This is a genomic window from Microbulbifer maximicatervae (SeqCode) (assembly GCF_052467325.1).
This window is the reverse complement of record NZ_CP174310.1, coordinates 2,485,214-2,501,952: the sequence shown is the minus strand read 5'-3', so window position 1 is coordinate 2,501,952 and position 16,739 is coordinate 2,485,214. Positions and strand designations below refer to the sequence as shown.

The following is a 16,739-nucleotide window of genomic DNA, read 5'->3' as shown; positions in this document are numbered from 1 at the left end:
GCATTGTAAAAGCTATGCAGAATTTTTGCTTCTGCGATGCTCTACTGACGAAAAGAAAAAGACAGACAAGTAGTTATCAGGTACTTATCTGTCGCTTCTATTAATTATTGTTGGGTTTTTACTTTTGCAACCCACTCATTAACCAGTTCTTCCAGTACATCCAAGGGGACTGGGCCACTGGCCAGGATAGTGTCATGGAAGCCGCGAACATCAAACTGATCACCCAGTTCTGTTTTGGCTTTTTCACGCAGCTCGACAATTTTCAGCATACCGATTTTGTATGCGGTCGCTTGGCCAGGCATGACGATATAGCGTTCGATCGCTTTAACCACATCACCTTTCGGGTTCGGGGTGTTCTCTACGAGGTAGTCGATCGCCTGCTCGCGAGTCCATTTCTTGGAGTGAAGACCGGTGTCTACCACCAATCGGCCAGCGCGCCATAGTTCCATAGCCAGGCGTCCAAAGTCAGAGTAGGGATCTTCATAGAAGCCCAATTCCTTGGGTACCAGCTCGGAGTAGAGGCCCCAGCCTTCGGTATAAGCAGTGTAACCACCGTATTTACGGAACTTGGGAATATCCTGTAATTCCTGAGCGATAGAAAGCTGCATATGGTGGCCGGGGATACCTTCGTGGTAAGCCAATGCTTCCATCTGATAAGACGGCATATCTTCCATATTGTACAAGTTGGCATAGTAGATGCCGGGGCGCGAACCATCGGGAGCGGGGCGCTGGTAGAAGGCCTTACCTGCAGATTTTTCGCGGAAGGCCTCTACGGCTCTTACATCGAGATCGGCTTTGGGCTTGGTGATAAACAGCTCATCCAGGCGGCCCTTCATGGTGTCGATAATTGCGGTGGCCTTTTCCAGGTACTCCGCCTTACCTTCCTCAGTGGTCGGGTAGTAGAACTGCTTGTCGGTGCGCATGAATTCGAAGAATTCCTGCAAGTTACCTTCGAACTTCACCTTGCGCATAATCTCGCGCATTTCGTCGTGAATACGGGCAACTTCCTTGAGACCGGTTTGGTGGATCTCATCGGCAGTCATATCCGTAGTGGTGTAAACGCCGAGGCGGAATTTATAGAATTCTTCGCCGTCTGCGAGTTTCCAGGCGCCGTCGTCGGTAGTGGCTTTTTTCTCAAGCTCTTGCAGGTAGCTGATCAACTTTTCGTAAGCGGGGCCGGCGCTTTCAGTCAGGGCCCGGCTGGCATTCTCGATCAGTGATTTCTTTTGATCTTCGCTGATTTCCAGCTTTTCCACTTTGCCCTTAAAGTCGGCAAACAGGGGGCTGTCTTTCTCGCCGTTGAAAGGTGCACCGGTGATCAGATTGCGAGAGTCACTGATTACGTAGGGGAATACAAATTTAGGTACGATTGTGCCGACAGCAGTATTGGCTTTCAGTTGTTCTTCCAATTGGGAGAAATACTTGGGCATGCCATTCAAGCGGGCGATATAGGCTTCTGCATCGCCGACATTATCAATACGGTGCTGGCTGATCAGCAGTGTGGCGGCACTGGTATGGGTGGCATACATCTGGTTGACCGGGTAGCCGTGATTGCGCCACTTGTAGCCATCGATATCCTGTTGCCAGTTGCGTTTTGCCAGGCGCAGGCTCAAGCGGGTAGCGTCGTCCAAGTTGGAAGGATCAATTTTATTCAGTTCCGCCAGCTGGCGCTTGTCGATCTCCAGGGTTTCCTTGGCAAACTCTGGGGAGAGGTCATCCCACTTATCGTAATCTTCCTTTTTGCCCAGGAAAGTTTTGTATTCTGGGCTGCGGGCAAGGTGCTCCTGGAAGAAGTCCTCGAACATCTGGTTTACGCGCTTGACTGCGGCTGGGTCCACTTTTCCTGCGACTTCTTGAGTCGCCGTGCTTTCCGTGGCGGTTGCACTCTGCTCGGCTGTGTTCGGGGCGCCGCGGTCACAGCCGCTGATAACCAGCGCGCTTATGGCGGCTGCGATCAGGGTTGGTTTCAACTTCATGAGCATATTCCCAGTGTTCGGTTCTTCGTTGCTAATTTGTGCCACTCCAGTGGCATTCTTTAGGTTGCCTGCCTAAATCCCCCACGCTTTATGCGGGATGTGTAGTGCAGATCAGAAGGTATTGTGCTGACTGGAGCAGCATTTGGCCAGTAGTGGGGAGAATTTGATTGGGAGGAGGGTATTAAAGAAATAAAAAAGCGGGCACATGGCCCGCTTTTTCTGGTGACTTCGGGATTAAGCGAAGTTCTGGTTTACAAACTCCCAGTTCACCAGGGCCCAGAAAGCTTCCATGTACTTCGGACGCAGGTTGCGGTAGTCGATGTAGTAAGCGTGTTCCCAAACATCGCAGGTCAGCAGGGGAGTAACGCCTTCTTCAGTCAGCGGGGTTGCTGCGTTGGAAGTGTTTACAATAGCGACTGAGCCGTCAGCATTTTTTACCAGCCAGGTCCAGCCGGAGCCGAAGTTGTTCACAGCACTGGTGGTAAATGCTTCTTTGAACTGGTCGAAGCTACCGAAGGCTGCGTTTATAGCCTCGGCAATCGCGCCAGTGGCTTCGCCGCCACCGTTAGGGCTCAGGCAGTTCCAGTAGAAAGTGTGGTTCCAAACCTGGGCTGCGTTGTTGAACACACCACCGGAAGAGGACTTGATCACGTCTTCCAGGGACTTGTCAGCGTCAGCAGTGCCTTCCAGCAGGCCATTCAGCTTGTCTACGTAGGTTTTATGATGTTTGCCGTAGTGGTACTCCAAAGTCTCTTCGGAGATATGCGGTGCCAGGGCGTTCTTAGCGTAGGGGAGTTCAGGCAATTCGAAAGCCATGGTGTTTTCCTTCCTTTGTCTGAGGGTTATTGGTGAGGGCATTCTACACGTGCCGCATCTCAGAATTAAGCCGGCGCGGTGGATTAGGGGAGTTTGGGACGATTTCCTCAAACACAAGGGGGGAGAGCTTTTCTGTCAACTCTAATCGACTGTCGTCTATTATTACTGGCGACCGCTTACTTTTTCGTCAATTTTTGGTATAACTGCCGCAGAATTCGACGAATCTGAATGGATTCTATTGTCATATATTTCTGAAAATACGGTACCGGAAAGAGCAGCATAGAACTGGCGGGTACCGGACTCATCAGCACAGTTATCGGGTGTATCGAACCATGCAACGCAAAGAGCCCACACTGGGCGGCAGCGCCGCTCTTGAACCATCACTGGATCTCACTACCAGCGAAGAAAGGAGTGATTCACCAGAGCCCCAGGTGATCGTGGAGGAGCGCCGAGGTGGTTTCTCTTTCTTGGGTCTATGTGCCCTGATTATGGCGATGGGTGGCCTGGGTGCCTCGGGTTTCCTGTACCAGCAATGGCAGGACAGCCGGACCCTGTTGAGTGATGCAGAAACTCGTATTGCCGATGCGGAAAACCGTATTGCTGAACTGGAGAAGCGCTTTAGCCTCTCCGATGAGGAATCTACGGCATCGGTTGAAGTACTGAATGCAAAAGCCAAGGAAAACTCCTCAGAGATCCGTAAATTGTGGGGTGTTGCCTATGACACCAACCGCAAGAGTATCTCGGCAAATAAAACAGCAGTCGCAGCTAACAAAAAGCAAGTCGCCGCTCTTAGCATCAAGCTCAGCGGCCTCGAGTCCAGCGTGAAGAAAATTGCTGCTGTAGAGGCTTCGCTGGCAGAGTTACGCAAGGGCAATACAGATTCCCAGCGTGAGATGACTGATAAGCTTGCACGCCTGGAGCGCCAGCTGGCTTCAGTGCGCAGTGACCTGACTATGCGTGTCGGTGCGAATGAAGAGGCTGTCGAGTCTATCGATGCTTACCGCCGTTCTGTGAATAAGGATCTGGTGCAGCTCCGCGATGCGATTCGCTCCCTGCAGTCCAGCGGTGATTCGACAGCTTCATCCATGTAGTTTTCCGGTTGAGTTAAAAAAGGCGGACCTGGTGTCCGCCTTTTTTATTTTGTTTTCCCTTTCGGTGAATGGGATTTATGGGAATATCTGGGTCAATAACCCTACATTTCGTGTAGAATCGCCGGCCTCGAGACGTTAATCGGAGTTGGCAATGACCACTATCCGCCAGGATGATCTGATCGGCAGCGTGGCCGATGCGCTGCAATTTATTTCTTACTACCACCCACAGGACTTCATTCAGGCCCTGAATAAGGCTTATGAGAAAGAGGTCAACCCGGCGGCCAAGGACGCCATGGCCCAGATCCTGATCAACTCACGCATGTGTGCCGAGGGCCACCGCCCAATCTGTCAGGATACCGGCATTGTCACCGTAAAGTTGAAAGTGGGCATGAATGTGCGTTGGGAAGCGGACATGAGCGTTACCGATATGGTTAACGAAGGTGTGCGCCGGGCCTATCAAAATGCCAGCAACGTGCTGCGTGCCTCTATTCTGGAAGATCCAGATGGTGCTCGTAAGAATACCGGAGACAATACTCCGGCGGTGATTCACTATGAAATCGTTCCCGGTGATACCGTAGAAGTTTATGTGGCAGCTAAGGGCGGCGGCAGTGAAGCCAAAACCAAGTTTGCCATGCTGAATCCATCAGACTCGGTGGTTGACTGGGTGCTGAAGATGGTTCCACAGATGGGTGCCGGCTGGTGTCCGCCCGGCATGCTGGGTATTGGTATTGGCGGTACCGCTGAGAAAGCGATGCTGTTGGCCAAAGAATCCCTGCTAGACCCCATCGACATTCAGGAACTGCAAGAGCGCGGAGCCTCTAACCGTGCTGAAGAGCTGCGTCTGGAACTCTATGATTCCGTCAACAAACTGGGCATCGGCGCCCAGGGCCTGGGCGGACTGACCACTGTGTTGGATGTGAAGATCAAGGATTATCCTACCCACGCTGCCAACAAGGCTGTGGCGATCATCCCCAACTGCGCGGCTACCCGTCACACCCACTTTACCCTGGATGGCTCCGGGCCCGCTCGCCAGACTCCGCCTAAGCTGGAAGACTGGCCGGAAATTACCCGCGAAGCGGGCAGCAATACCCGTCGGGTAAACCTGAATACCATTACTGCAGAAGATATCCAAAGCTGGCAGCCCGGTGAGACCCTGCTGCTGAACGGCAAGATGCTGACTGGTCGCGATGCGGCGCACAAGAAAATGGTAGATATCCTCGCCAAAGGCGAGAAGTTGCCTGTGGATCTCACCGGCCGCTTTATCTACTACGTAGGCCCTGTAGATCCGGTGCGCGATGAGGTTGTTGGTCCCGCTGGTCCAACCACCGCTACCCGTATGGATAAATTCACTCGCACTATGCTGGAAGAGACTGGCTTGGCGGGGATGATCGGTAAGGCGGAGCGCGGCCCCATGGCAATTGAGGCGATCCGCGATAATAAAGCGGTATACCTGATGGCCGTCGGTGGCGCTGCTTATCTGGTTGCCCAGGCGATTAAAGGCTCCGAAGTTATCGCCTTCCCCGAGCTGGGCATGGAAGCGATTTACGAGTTTGAAGTAGAAGATATGCCGGTAACGGTGGCTGTCGACAGTCAGGGTGAGTCAGTACACACTACTGGCCCGCTGATCTGGAAAGCCAAGATTGCCGAAGGTGAGGTGTAACGCTTCCGCCATTTAAAGAAAAGGCCCCAGCAGGGGCCTTTTTTATTGGAATTTATTGCCTTGCTCGGTTAAGTCCGCCAGCATCAGTTCGCGAATAATTGGTATAGGTGCACTGCCATAGCTCAGGAACATCTCGTGGAACCCCTTGAGGTTAAAGTTGTTGCCCATTTTCTTTTTGATTTCTTCGCGCAGAGCCAAAATATCAGTAAAGCCAGCAAAATAGCTGGTGAGCTGCACTTGGCTTAGGGTCGCCCTGCGCCATTTACCCTCTGCTTCAGCCTGTTGTTGAAAGGCATCCCTAACCATTAACTTCATCGCCTCTGCTTGGTTGATACCCTTTACCTGTACTTCATAATCCAAAATGGTATTAGTGATAGTGCGCAAGTTCCACTTGTAGTACATCAGCCACAGCTCGGGGGAAAAATTACCGTAACCCGCATCCAGCATCATACGCTCCGCATAGACGGCCCAGCCTTCGATCATTGCGGTATTGCCGAGAATAGTTTTCAGGATACTGGGGGACTGGTTGGCGTAGACCAGTTGAGTGTAGTGTCCGGGGATCGCTTCGTGGATATTGAGTATTTGCAGGATATAGTCATTGTATTCCCGCAGTAAGCTCTCCGCCCGTTGATCGGAGTAGGTCTCTATGGGCATTACGTTGTAATAGGTGTTTGCATTTTTATGGTAGGGGCCGGGCGCATTAATGGAAGCTACAGCAAAGCCTTGCATATAGGCTGGAGTTGTACGAACTACCAGTGGCTTTTCCTTGTCCAGGCTCAATAGGTTTTTTTCGGTCACAAACTCTGCCAGCTCCGGGATCTGTTGCTCTATTTTTTTCTTGAAAGTTTCCTTGGTGGCATGAGACAGGGAAAGCCTATTTAGCAGCTTTTCAATTTTTACCAGAGGTTCGTCGGGTGGGGAATCAGAAGGGAAGTATTTTGGCCAGAGTTGGTCAGCAAGCTTGGTCATTTCATCGTGGGTTACTTGCTTTTCTATGATGGCGCGCTGGTATAGTTCGGCAGCAGTCATTCCAATATTGATATCAAACTGGAATTTTTCTTCGTAGAGTTTTTCACCGATACGAAAATCACGGAATTTTCCGGATTTAGTCAATTTCTTTTGCAGGTTTTGCAGGAAGTCGATATAGCCTTGTATCGCCAAGCGAGAATCGTGCATTCGCCGTAGGAAAATCTCCTTTGCATCTGCAGGCATCTGACTTTCTTTAACCGTTTTTTCCAGCTCTTCACCAAAGACTTCCAGCGAGCCTGTACTCTGTTGAATTGCTAATTCAAGCTGTGGTGCCGCTGGTTTATAAATAGCGGCCTTAGCCGCCTGGTAGTACTCGGGCACTTGCCGCATACGACTACTAACAGTATGTAGGCGCTTTAGAAGTGGCGCATAGTCGGTGTTTAGGATCAGGGCAAAAGAATGGGAGACATTGTAAATGGAAGGGTCCCATTGGTATGACTTAAAGCGGGTATATTGCCATTGCAGTCGCTGTAGAAAATTCTCAATAAGAGCGAGATTACTGCGTGAATTGATATTGAGCTGGCTTTTATCCAAGGCTGCAAATTTGCGTTCATAGATTTGAGCAAAATCCAATACGAATTTACGATAACTCTTATCGGGTACCTGAAGCTCTTTGGCAGCTTCATAGTAGCCTTCACTGAGTGCCCAGGATGGGAATAGACTCCATAGGCCGTGTATAAATTGATGACAAAGCTGCTCAAATGCCAGGTTTGTCTCGGAGCGCATTTCCTCCAGGATAACCTTCTCTGGAGGAGGAAGGCGCTCTCTATCCACTTGCTGGCGCTCACAAGCCCCTAGAACTACCAGAAGTAGTAATAGACTGAGGTGTGCTTTCATGACAATCCTCACGTTAATCTGCCGATGTCGACCCATGGCTGCGGTGCCCATAGATCGTCCAATATTTTTAGCATGCGGTTCCATTTTGTGATGGTAAAACCGGATAAAATGCGTTTTTGAGCCCTGTACTTGTTTCGTTAAGGGGGGGCGGGTAGAGTGAGGCCGGCCCAATTGAGCCGATAATAAACAAGGTTTTGAGGACCGATTCATGACCGAACTAGCTCAACAACAATGTGAAGCCTGTCGTGCCGATGCGCCGCTGGTGAGTGATGACGAACTACCAGGACTGCTGCGGCAGATCCCTGACTGGATGCCGATGACCCGTGACGGAATTATGCAGCTGGAACGCGTGTTTAAGTTTCGTAACTTCAAGCAGGCTCTGGCGTTTACCAACCGTGTCGGCGCGATTGCCGAAGAGGTGGGGCATCACCCCGCACTGCTGACTGAATGGGGTAAGGTTACGGTTACCTGGTGGAGTCACGAGGCTAAGGGCCTGCACAAAAATGACTTTATCATGGCTGCTCGCACCGATGAGCAGGTGGATGCCGCTTAACTAGTATTTCCTGTGGCGCCTGTATCCGGCTTCGGGAGACGATGGACCATTTGAAATAGCACTCACCGGTTCTTGGTAATCTTAGGGCTGGTGAGCATCCCAATTTAGCCCCTTTTCCCCCAAGACTAGGGGTGTCGTCTAAAGGGAGATAAGTCTTGTCAGAGTATACTTCAACGGTGACCTGGAAACGCGACGAGCAGATTTTCACCGATAATCAATACAGTCGAGCCCACACCTGGCAATTTGATGGTGGGGCATCTATCCCAGCCTCCTCTTCCCCCCATGTTGTACCCATTCCCTATTCAGTGGTTGAAAACGTTGATCCAGAAGAAGCTTTTGTAGCGGCTCTGTCCAGCTGCCACATGTTGTTTTTTCTATCGATTGCAGCCAAGCGAGGATTTGTGGTTGATGAATATTGCGATGAAGCTATAGGAATTATGGGGGCCGATAAGGATGGCCGAATTGCTATGACTAAAGTTACCCTGCGTCCTTCAGTGCGCTTCTCCGGTGAAAAACAACCCAGTCGCGAGCAGTTAGAAAAAATACATCACCTTTCCCACAAACAGTGTTTTATTGCAAACTCCGTGAAAGCTGAAGTGGTGACAGAGATCCAGGAAGCTCCAGTTTAAATAGCAGTTTGGTTGTCGCTAGGTGCTAGGTAGACTTAGCGGCAATATTCATTTATTTATTTTTTCCGGCAAGATATGTACACAGTTATTGAGAAAGTAGCTCCTACTGCGGATTTCCTCAAGCTGCGAGAGATAACAGGCTTAACCCCCAGAAGCCGTGAAGCAGCGGAAAAAGGCCTTCCAAATAGCTTGTACGGTATCCATATAAAAAGACAATCTGAAACTGTCGCTATGGGCCGGGTAGTGGGGGATGGCGCACTTAATTTTGAGATAGTGGATGTTGCTGTCGATCCCAAATTCCAAGGTGTTGGCCTGGGGCGTCAGGTCATGGAGCACATTATGGCTTACCTGGATCGTGAAGCCCTTCCTTCAGCATATATTTCGTTGATGGCAGATGTTCCCGAACTTTATAGAAAATTTGGATTTGAATTGAGCCGTCCAGACACTGAAGGGATGTATCTTATCAAATAATGGCACAGAGCTATTATTGTGGATTCGAAGTTGGCTTTACATCGATGAACGAATGATTGATTCAGTGTTGGCTATATCGTTTATGGTATTGAAATCATTTAGGTGTTGAATAAGTTACTTGTGTTTCATCATACAGTTGATTCCTTTAATTGCGTTACTTTGGATCTCGAGAATTTTTCTGGTACGGAAGATCAGTTCTTGGTTGAACTGGTAGCCATTATAGAAGTATCCAGAGTTAACAGCCGAAAGTTGATATGGATAGATCTCCGAGATGCACTTACCCGGTTTATCCCGATATGCCTAAAGCATGGTTTTACATTTCATAGCTGTCGGGATTCTGCTACAAGGCTGGTTCTTAAGCTTCAGGAAGATGCATATGTTCCCTTCTACCCAACCCATACGGTGGGAGTTGGGGGATTCGTACTTCTTGATGGGCAACTGCTCTGTGTCCAGGGCCACAGTGCAGCATCGAGCCCGAAGCTGCCTGGAGGAACCGTTGATCTGGGTGAAAAGATAGCCGATGCGGTGATTCGTGAGGTTTATGAGGAGACCGGTGTGTCCTGCGAGTTTTCCTCAGTACTCGGATTTGCCACCCGATTTCCTACGAATTTAGGCTATACGGATATCTACTTCGTATGTGAATTAAGTGCCTTAAATCGGGATATTTCAATAACAGATACGGAAGAAATTAAGCATGCTTCCTGGGTAGATATTGGCCACTACCTAAATGGAAGGCATATCTCAGCATTTAATAGACATATCGCTGAAATGTCCATGCAAAGGCTTGGTTTAACCCAGGTCAGCCAGGATTCTTACAAGGATCCCTTCGCAAAGCAGGAAATATTTTGGACTAATGCCTAAAAGATCCAAATGATTAGTTGAGTATATATCGCAGTTTAACTACTTACTTTTTGGGCAGAGGGGAAGACTAAGCTGCATTCTAAACACATCGTGAATTCTTCATTCTCATTGAGTCCAGAACGCGGCGTATGATTTTCTTCCTTCTCTGATTATTAAATTGTTAGTGGATTAAATGGTTAGCTGGCGGAAAGATGGAGTGTTCCTATGAAAAGAAAATTTATAGCTATTTTAATTGCCGTAGTTTGGAGTTTAACTGCTCAATCCAAAGAGTTAACTATTGGTGAGCGCAAGGTTATTGTCTCGCAAACTCTCGAAGAGAAAAGGGAGTATTGGATTTCTCTTCCCACATCCTTTAAAGAAGGAGGATATAAAGATTATCCGGTTCTTTATTTACTTGATGCAGATTTCAATAGCTTCTTTCATGCCTTCACAGGTATGGTTCGGCAGCTTAGTTCTGATGCCACTCCAGTAATTCCTGAAATGATTGTTGTAGGTATCGTAAGTCAAGAACGTGTAAGAGATAGTTCACCTACTAGATCGCTAACTGAATATGGTGGGCGTAAAAATCAGGCGCTATCCAATACAGGGGGCGCTGATCAATTTCTTGAGTTTTTAAGAGAAGAGCTTATCCCAGAGATAAACGCGGAATATCCGACATCTGGGTATCAAATTCTTGCAGGTTACTCATTTACAGGTCTACCTGTTATTCATAGCTTATATTCATCGCCTGAAGATTTTAATGCGTATATCGCCATTGATCCAAGTGTGTGGTGGGATGAGCAGATTATGTTAAGGAGCCTCTGATTAACTCCGTAATGCCTCTGCGGGTCTTGAAGGCTGCAGATGTTAGGCGCAGCTCGCCGCGAATGGCCGTAGCCCTTTGTAAGAGCTGCAACGCAGCAGATGCGGCCTTCAAGGCCCGCCCTTCGGGGCTTGCAGAGCGATTCACACTCCGCGTTGCGACTTCTTGAAAGGTCTAGACATTCCTGCGAAGCCGCGCCTTGATTGTGAACCGCTCTGCATGCCAGAGGCATCATGGAGTTAATCAGAGGCTCCTTAAAGCGGTATTATGAATTCCTACAAGGTAAATCAACTGAAAAGCGCAGGCTGTTTATCGCTACTTCAGAGAGAGTAGAAGGTGTATATCCTGATGAAAACTATGTTGCAGAATTTATTAGGCTGCTAAATGAGAAGCCCAAGAAAGGGCTGTACGTAGATTCAGTAACATATGGGACAGAAGAAAATCATCATACAATGCCCGTTATTAGCTTTTATAGAGGGCTTCGATCAATTTTTGATGGTTATATGATCGATGATCAAGCTAGATTTCGCCCGGCAGTGAATGTTAAGAATCACTTCGAGCAGTTTTCAAGAAAGCTCGGAGGGACGTTTATGTTGAGGGAGGATGTTATTAGTTTCTTTGGCTACGATCGCCTCTATAATGATCAATTTGGCATAGATGTTGATAAGGCAATAGAGTTTTTCGAATTGAATACACAGTTTTATCCAGGTTCATATAAGACCTGGGATAGCTTGGCTGAAGCTTATATGGTAAAGGGGAAGAAAGAGCTTGCTATAGATTGCTATAGAAAATCATTGTTAATTAATCCTGATAATGAAACAGCAAGAAATAGAATGGCTCAACTTGAGGTCGATTAGATTTATTTTCAGTAGTTATGCTTAACTTGGTGATCTGAAGTGCTGCCGTTGCCCTGAAGTCAGATCCCCAAGCTATTTGATGCTGTATTTTTCTGACTTTTATTGCGTTTGACCTAGTTATCTAAAATTAAGTTGTTCTCTGGATTGTAGTAGCAGTAATCGTAGTCCAAGTTCTTGCGAAAACAGTAGGGGTCTATAGCATCAGTGTTCGACCACAACCCAAGGCCGTAGTAGTAAGCAAATTCCTGCTCGAGTTCAAACTCGCTGCCGCAATAGTATTCATAATTCCAGGCAGCTCCCCGTATTACCATTTCTTGATTGATATTGTACCCATTCACATGCAGGTACCCAGTTTCCCGACCATAGATGTCTTTCCCTGTAGATTCAAAATCAACTGAACCAAATGACAATAGGTCGCTTAGGGTTTGAGTGGCTTCGGGGCCGTACGGTTGAGTACTGGGGTTGGTCTCAGGGGAATCAATGCAATTCAAGCGTATTTTTACATACTCATTGTCGACGTAACCGTGAACTGTATCGCCATCAATAACTTGATAGTTTGTTAGCGGAGCTGCCTGTGTCGAAGTAGATAGGGCCGCCATGATAAGTAGTCTTTTCATTATGATTATCCTAGATAAAGTTGCATGGCGCAGCATAGGTAGGGGTTGTTACGTTGCTATGTATAAATAGTGATATAAAAAATGGATTTTTATTAAATGTATGGTGAGGTCACATTTTTAATAGGAGGGAGTAGCTTTTAAGCATGTGGTAAAAGATGTACTGAAATCTATGGCCAAGGTATATGAGAGGGTGGTAAGCGTTAAGACGGTGGAGTTAATTTTTATTTTGCGCGGACCGATAGCTCTTATCTTCAAGAGCTATCGGAGATGGAAATAGAGTTGATTTATTCAAAGATACTTTAAGCTTGGCGTGGACTTGCCCAGAGTAAAAACTCCCGATTGCCATCACCGCCCTTTATTGGGCTGTCGATATACTCTTTTACTTCAAGCCCCAAATCTTCACATAATCCAGTGATACGCTTGTGTACCTCGGGGTAGTATTTGGCGTCTCGAACCAGCCCCCCTTTGCCGATTCCCTCCGGGCCGACTTCAAATTGCGGTTTAACCAGGCTTAAGAGTTGTCCCGAAGGTTTAAGCAAGGCGGGTAACTGCGGCAGAATGAGTGCTTGGGAAATAAAAGAGACATCCATAACGATGGCATCAAAGCCTGCGTCTCCGTGGGGGGCGATTTGGGAGGCTTCCAGATGGCGTGCATTTACCCCTTCAAATAGGTGCATACGGGGGTCGTCCAGTAACTTCTGCGCCAACTGATCTCGCCCAACATCAACACCGACGACTGATGCTGCTCCCCGTTGAAGTAGGCAGTCGCTAAAACCGCCAGTAGAGCAGCCAACATCCAGTGCGTGCCACCCAGAGGGGTTTAGTCCTGTCTGGTCGAGGATGGCGGCCAATTTCACGCCCGCTCGGGAAACATACTGGTCTTCCGGTAGGGGGGTGACTTCAAGGGCGCAATCTTCTGGAATGCTCTGCCCGGCCTTGCGCGCGGGCTGGAGGGTACCGCCATCGGATACCATGACCCTTCCGGCATCAATCAGTTTCTTTGCATGGGTGCGGGAGTTTGCCAGCTCTCTCTGTACAAGCAGTTGATCCAATCGGGTCATGTTTCGCGGTGCAATCCTGTTTACATAATTGAGAATACAGGGCCCATGCTAACCTCTGGCTCCAGCAGGTAGAAGTGCGGCTCCGCAAATTGTGGGACTAATCTTTAGTAAGGAGGATGTTAGCTGATGGCAAAAAGCGTTCTGGATAAGTTCAAAATTCGCAAGGGAAAGGTCTTTGAGGCGCCACTTGAGGGTGCCTTTGGGCGCCTGGTTACTCCCTTTGAAGAATTTATCCATCGCCAAAGTAGCAGTGGTATTTTGTTGATGCTATCTGCTCTGGCGGCGTTGGTTATTGCCAACTCTCCTTTGCAGGAGGCTTACAAGCACCTGTTGCATATGCCCATCAGCCTCAGCGCTGGAAACTGGGAATTCTCTCTCTCCTTACACCACTGGATCAACGATGGCTTGATGGCGATCTTTTTCTTTCTGGTGGGATTGGAATTAAAGCGCGAATTTATGGTGGGAGAGCTGTCCGACCTTCGCCAGGCTGTACTTCCGGTGATGGCGGCAATTGGCGGAATGGTGGTGCCGGCACTTATTTACGCTTCTTTTAATGCGGATAGTGGTGCAGAGCGTGGCTGGGGCATTCCCATGGCCACGGATATAGCATTTGCTGTCGGCTGTATTGCTCTTTTGGGGAATCGGGTGCCTCGTGCGGTGGTTACTTTCCTGGTTGCGCTAGCCATTGTGGATGATTTGGGCGCAATTTTAGTGATTGCAATCTGGTATACCGAACAGGTGAATATCACTGCGTTGATTGCGGCGGGTTGCCTGGTAGTGATTATGTGGCTGCTAAAAGCGGCAGGGGTTCGCAGTTCTCCGGCCTATGTATTTGTCGGTGTGCTGCTCTGGTATGAGTTCTACCTGGCGGGGGTACATGCGACTATTGCGGGGGTGATTACGGCAATGGCACTGCCGGCCAAACCCAAATATGACCCGGTGGCCTTTAGTACCTTTGTAAAGGATATTATCCGCAGCTTTGACCGCTGTTTCCGTCCAGGCGATAAGATTATTGCTAACGATGCGTTGCGCGCCCGAGTGATGGCGCTGGGAAATGGTGTCAACCTGGCGCAATCGCCGCTACAGCGCATGGAAACCCGTCTGCATACACCGGTGGGCTTCGTAATAATCCCTATTTTTGCGTTGGCTAACGCCGGTATTCCCTTTAGTAGTTTTACCAGTTCTTCAGCAGTGATAAACCCTGTCACCCTTGGGGTCATTTCCGGCTTGGTTGTGGGCAAGCTGGTGGGTATCGTTGGCGCCACCTGGATTGGCTGGAAGCTTGGTTGGGGCAAGTTGCCTAAGTCCGCCAATTTCCAACATATTGTCGGTGTTGCACTCCTTGGCGGGATTGGCTTCACTATGTCGATCTTCATTGCCGAGCTGGCCTTTAGCTCTGAATATGAGCTGTTGATCCAAGCTAAAGCGGGTATCCTACTGGCATCAGTAATTGCTGGAGTGGCTGGGTTCCTGGTATTGCGCAAAGCTCCGGTGGCCGATGAGTTTGAAGTTCATGGGGAGGGGGAGCCCCTGGATGAAGGTGGCAGCGATCGCCTTGGGGAAGGGGAAGACGTAGAACAGCAGCCCAGTCGCGAGGGATAAGTTGTTTTAGCGTTCCTGATGTCACTGCGTCTCGGTCCTGGAGGGGCCTGATTCCATTAGTTTCCAACTCCCATTGTTAATGTACGTGAGAGAAATAAGAATTATGTATTTGAGAACACTGGCACAGGCGCTACCAGTGCTGGCTATTTCCCTACTGCTTGGGGCTTGTGATGGCCAAACTACAGCTAATAAAAAAACCGATTCTGAAGTCGGGGTTGATAACCAATCGACTACAACCAATCCCAAATCCGATAATGGAGATAGTGCGATGGATAGTCTGGCCCAGGCTTATGTCCTTCTAGTACTTGAACTGGGAAATCATGACGACAGCTATGTCGATGCCTATTACGGTCCGGCTGAATTGCGTGAAACTGCCACCAAGAGTAAGGCGAGCGCTGCAGATATTGCCCGGCGCGGTGAATCTTTACTGGCAGAGCTGCCAGCGGTAATCGACGGCGATGGTTCTATCGAAAACCTGCGTATGCATTACCTGAAGACACAGTTGCGGGCCCTGGTGTTCCATGCTCGTAGTCTGGCAGGAGAGAGCCCGAGAAGCTTCGCCAATGAAGCTCGAACCCTCTACGACACCGAGCCCCCGCAGCAGGGTTTGGAGAGTTTTGAGCCCATGCTGGAGGAGTTGGAAGCATTACTCCCTGGTGAGCAGCCCTTGAGTGAGAGGGTCGCCAGCTTCCGCAAGGCTTATGAAATTCCAGCTGATCGGCTTCAGGCCGTATTTGATGCCGCCATTAAAGAATGCCGCGCTCGCACCAAGCAGTATGTTTCGCTCCCAGATGATGAAAATTTTGTATTGGAGTATGTCAGCGACAAACCCTGGAGTGGCTACAACTGGTACAAGGGGGGCTCGCACAGCCTGATTCAGGTGAACAATGGTTTGCCGATTACGATTGATAGGGCCATCGACCTGGGCTGTCACGAAGGGTACCCGGGGCATCACACTTATAATGCACTGCTGGAGCAAGCTCTGGTAGAGGAGCGTGGTTGGGCAGAGTACAGCGTTTACCCGCTTTTTAGTCCGCAGTCACTGATAGCAGAGGGAAGTGCAAACTACGGGATTGAGCTGGCTTTCCCCGGTGAGGAGAAAACCCGTTTTGAAATGGAAGTTCTCTACCCCTTGGCTGGACTGGACCCACAAACGGCGGAAAAGTATGAGCAGGTAATGGCCCTGGTAGATAAGTTGGGTTTTGCCGGCAATGAGATTGCCCGCCTATATATCGACGGAGAAATTGAGGGAGCCCAGGTACCAGCGTTATTTGAGAAATATACCCTGATGAGCCCGGCCAAGGCGGCACAGCGGAAGGATTTTGTAGATGCCTACGGCGCCTACGTAATTAATTACAATTGGGGTAAGAAGCTGGTTGCTGATTTTGTAGAGCAGGGTAGTCAAACTAATGAAGAGCGCTGGCAGCGTTTTACCCGCTTATTATCCTCGCCGCGCCTGCCGTCATCCCTGGGCTGGTAATCATGCAAAAAGGCACTTTGAGAGGGTATCTGCTATCACGACCGGAAGCGATTGAGGATTTTCCTTTTGGTCCGGATGTGGCGGTATTTAAGATTAAGGGGCGCATGTTTGCTACCTTAAGCTGTTATCGTGGAGTGGACGCCAGCAATCTCAAGTGCGATCCCGATGAAGCCCTGGCGTTAAGGGATATCTTTTCCGGTGTTATCCCGGGTTACCATATGAACAAGAAACACTGGAATACGGTGTTGTTGGATGGCACAGTGCCCGATTATGAGATTGAGCGAATGGTAGATCGCTCATATGGCTTGGTGGTTAAGGGGCTTCGCAAGCTTGAGCGGGAATCCCTGGAACTGGCCTATGGAGCAGAGGTGCTCTACCGCTAGAGGTCCTTAAGAAT

The 16,739-nt window shown here is 49.2% G+C and carries 16 protein-coding genes; 11 read left to right on the top strand and 5 right to left on the bottom strand.

Going from position 1 to position 16,739, the window contains the following annotated elements; genetic code table 11:
• Positions 1–104 precede the first annotated feature (104 nt).
• Positions 105–1,976, bottom strand: a complete 1,872-nt coding sequence (locus tag ACJJIE_RS11225) for a DUF885 domain-containing protein (protein WP_282931688.1) — start codon at positions 1,974–1,976, stop codon at positions 105–107.
• Between the two features lie 234 nt (positions 1,977–2,210).
• The gene (gene sodB / locus ACJJIE_RS11220) at positions 2,211–2,792 is read right to left on the bottom strand and encodes a superoxide dismutase [Fe] (protein WP_108732228.1); all 582 of its coding nucleotides are present in this window, start codon (positions 2,790–2,792) and stop codon (positions 2,211–2,213) included.
• 332 nt (positions 2,793–3,124) lie between these two features.
• On the opposite strand from sodB, the gene ACJJIE_RS11215 reads away from it, so the two are divergent.
• Positions 3,125–3,883, top strand: coding sequence for a hypothetical protein (locus tag ACJJIE_RS11215; RefSeq protein WP_444894654.1), 759 nt, complete (start codon positions 3,125–3,127; stop codon positions 3,881–3,883).
• Positions 3,884–4,034: 151 nt separating this feature from the next.
• On the top strand, positions 4,035–5,543 hold the full coding sequence (locus ACJJIE_RS11210) for a fumarate hydratase (RefSeq protein WP_413664798.1): 1,509 nt from the start codon (positions 4,035–4,037) through the stop codon (positions 5,541–5,543).
• A 42-nt stretch (positions 5,544–5,585) separates the two neighbouring features.
• On the opposite strand, the gene ACJJIE_RS11205 is transcribed toward ACJJIE_RS11210, so the two are convergent.
• The gene (locus ACJJIE_RS11205; protein ID WP_444894653.1) at positions 5,586–7,409 is read right to left on the bottom strand and encodes a DUF885 domain-containing protein; all 1,824 of its coding nucleotides are present in this window, start codon (positions 7,407–7,409) and stop codon (positions 5,586–5,588) included.
• A 208-nt stretch (positions 7,410–7,617) separates the two neighbouring features.
• On the opposite strand from ACJJIE_RS11205, the gene ACJJIE_RS11200 reads away from it, so the two are divergent.
• The 6 genes from ACJJIE_RS11200 (at position 7,618) to ACJJIE_RS11175 (ending at position 11,582) form a co-directional block, all read left to right on the top strand.
• Positions 7,618–7,962 carry a 4a-hydroxytetrahydrobiopterin dehydratase gene (locus ACJJIE_RS11200; protein ID WP_444894652.1) on the top strand — a complete coding sequence of 115 codons (345 nt, stop codon included), beginning with the start codon at positions 7,618–7,620 and terminating at the stop codon, positions 7,960–7,962.
• A gap of 155 nt (positions 7,963–8,117) precedes the next feature.
• Positions 8,118–8,591, top strand: a complete 474-nt coding sequence (locus ACJJIE_RS11195) for an OsmC family protein (protein ID WP_444894651.1) — start codon at positions 8,118–8,120, stop codon at positions 8,589–8,591.
• A 75-nt stretch (positions 8,592–8,666) separates the two neighbouring features.
• Positions 8,667–9,062, top strand: coding sequence for a GNAT family N-acetyltransferase (locus ACJJIE_RS11190; protein WP_444894650.1), 396 nt, complete (start codon positions 8,667–8,669; stop codon positions 9,060–9,062).
• 120 nt (positions 9,063–9,182) lie between these two features.
• Positions 9,183–9,923, top strand: coding sequence for an NUDIX domain-containing protein (locus ACJJIE_RS11185; RefSeq protein ID WP_444894649.1), 741 nt, complete (start codon positions 9,183–9,185; stop codon positions 9,921–9,923).
• Between the two features lie 204 nt (positions 9,924–10,127).
• Positions 10,128–10,727: an alpha/beta hydrolase gene (locus ACJJIE_RS11180; protein WP_444894648.1), complete on the top strand. Its 600-nt coding sequence runs from the start codon at positions 10,128–10,130 to the stop codon at positions 10,725–10,727.
• Between the two features lie 231 nt (positions 10,728–10,958).
• A complete protein-coding gene (locus ACJJIE_RS11175) occupies positions 10,959–11,582 on the top strand; it encodes a tetratricopeptide repeat protein (RefSeq protein ID WP_444894647.1) in 624 nt (207 codons plus the stop codon).
• A gap of 113 nt (positions 11,583–11,695) precedes the next feature.
• Here the strand turns inward: ACJJIE_RS11175 and ACJJIE_RS11170 are convergent, their stop codons facing one another.
• The gene (locus tag ACJJIE_RS11170; RefSeq protein WP_444894646.1) at positions 11,696–12,199 is read right to left on the bottom strand and encodes a thermonuclease family protein; all 504 of its coding nucleotides are present in this window, start codon (positions 12,197–12,199) and stop codon (positions 11,696–11,698) included.
• A 299-nt stretch (positions 12,200–12,498) separates the two neighbouring features.
• The gene (locus ACJJIE_RS11165; protein ID WP_444894645.1) at positions 12,499–13,260 is read right to left on the bottom strand and encodes a TlyA family RNA methyltransferase; all 762 of its coding nucleotides are present in this window, start codon (positions 13,258–13,260) and stop codon (positions 12,499–12,501) included.
• Positions 13,261–13,386: 126 nt separating this feature from the next.
• On the opposite strand from ACJJIE_RS11165, the gene nhaA reads away from it, so the two are divergent.
• The 3 genes from nhaA (at position 13,387) to ACJJIE_RS11150 (ending at position 16,725) form a co-directional block, all read left to right on the top strand.
• Positions 13,387–14,862 carry a Na+/H+ antiporter NhaA gene (nhaA, locus tag ACJJIE_RS11160; RefSeq protein ID WP_444894644.1) on the top strand — a complete coding sequence of 492 codons (1,476 nt, stop codon included), beginning with the start codon at positions 13,387–13,389 and terminating at the stop codon, positions 14,860–14,862.
• A gap of 103 nt (positions 14,863–14,965) precedes the next feature.
• Positions 14,966–16,342: a hypothetical protein gene (locus ACJJIE_RS11155; protein WP_444894643.1), complete on the top strand. Its 1,377-nt coding sequence runs from the start codon at positions 14,966–14,968 to the stop codon at positions 16,340–16,342.
• Positions 16,343–16,344: 2 nt separating this feature from the next.
• Positions 16,345–16,725, top strand: coding sequence for an MmcQ/YjbR family DNA-binding protein (locus ACJJIE_RS11150; RefSeq protein WP_444894642.1), 381 nt, complete (start codon positions 16,345–16,347; stop codon positions 16,723–16,725).
• The last annotated feature ends 14 nt before the right edge of the window (positions 16,726–16,739 follow it).

Excerpts from the sequence above, each read along its gene's own strand:
- ACJJIE_RS11225 (WP_282931688.1), bottom strand. The coding sequence starts at position 1,976 with ATGAAGTTGAAACCAACCCTGATCGCAGCCGCCATAAGCGCGCTGGTT.
- sodB (WP_108732228.1), bottom strand. The coding sequence starts at position 2,792 with ATGGCTTTCGAATTGCCTGAACTCCCCTACGCTAAGAACGCCCTGGCA.
- ACJJIE_RS11215 (WP_444894654.1), top strand. The coding sequence starts at position 3,125 with ATGCAACGCAAAGAGCCCACACTGGGCGGCAGCGCCGCTCTTGAACCA.
- ACJJIE_RS11210 (WP_413664798.1), top strand. The coding sequence starts at position 4,035 with ATGACCACTATCCGCCAGGATGATCTGATCGGCAGCGTGGCCGATGCG.
- ACJJIE_RS11205 (WP_444894653.1), bottom strand. The coding sequence starts at position 7,409 with ATGAAAGCACACCTCAGTCTATTACTACTTCTGGTAGTTCTAGGGGCT.
- ACJJIE_RS11200 (WP_444894652.1), top strand. The coding sequence starts at position 7,618 with ATGACCGAACTAGCTCAACAACAATGTGAAGCCTGTCGTGCCGATGCG.
- ACJJIE_RS11190 (WP_444894650.1), top strand. The coding sequence starts at position 8,667 with ATGTACACAGTTATTGAGAAAGTAGCTCCTACTGCGGATTTCCTCAAG.
- ACJJIE_RS11180 (WP_444894648.1), top strand. The coding sequence starts at position 10,128 with ATGAAAAGAAAATTTATAGCTATTTTAATTGCCGTAGTTTGGAGTTTA.
- ACJJIE_RS11175 (WP_444894647.1), top strand. The coding sequence starts at position 10,959 with ATGGAGTTAATCAGAGGCTCCTTAAAGCGGTATTATGAATTCCTACAA.
- ACJJIE_RS11170 (WP_444894646.1), bottom strand. The coding sequence starts at position 12,199 with ATGAAAAGACTACTTATCATGGCGGCCCTATCTACTTCGACACAGGCA.
- ACJJIE_RS11165 (WP_444894645.1), bottom strand. The coding sequence starts at position 13,260 with ATGACCCGATTGGATCAACTGCTTGTACAGAGAGAGCTGGCAAACTCC.
- nhaA (WP_444894644.1), top strand. The coding sequence starts at position 13,387 with ATGGCAAAAAGCGTTCTGGATAAGTTCAAAATTCGCAAGGGAAAGGTC.
- ACJJIE_RS11155 (WP_444894643.1), top strand. The coding sequence starts at position 14,966 with ATGTATTTGAGAACACTGGCACAGGCGCTACCAGTGCTGGCTATTTCC.
- ACJJIE_RS11150 (WP_444894642.1), top strand. The coding sequence starts at position 16,345 with ATGCAAAAAGGCACTTTGAGAGGGTATCTGCTATCACGACCGGAAGCG.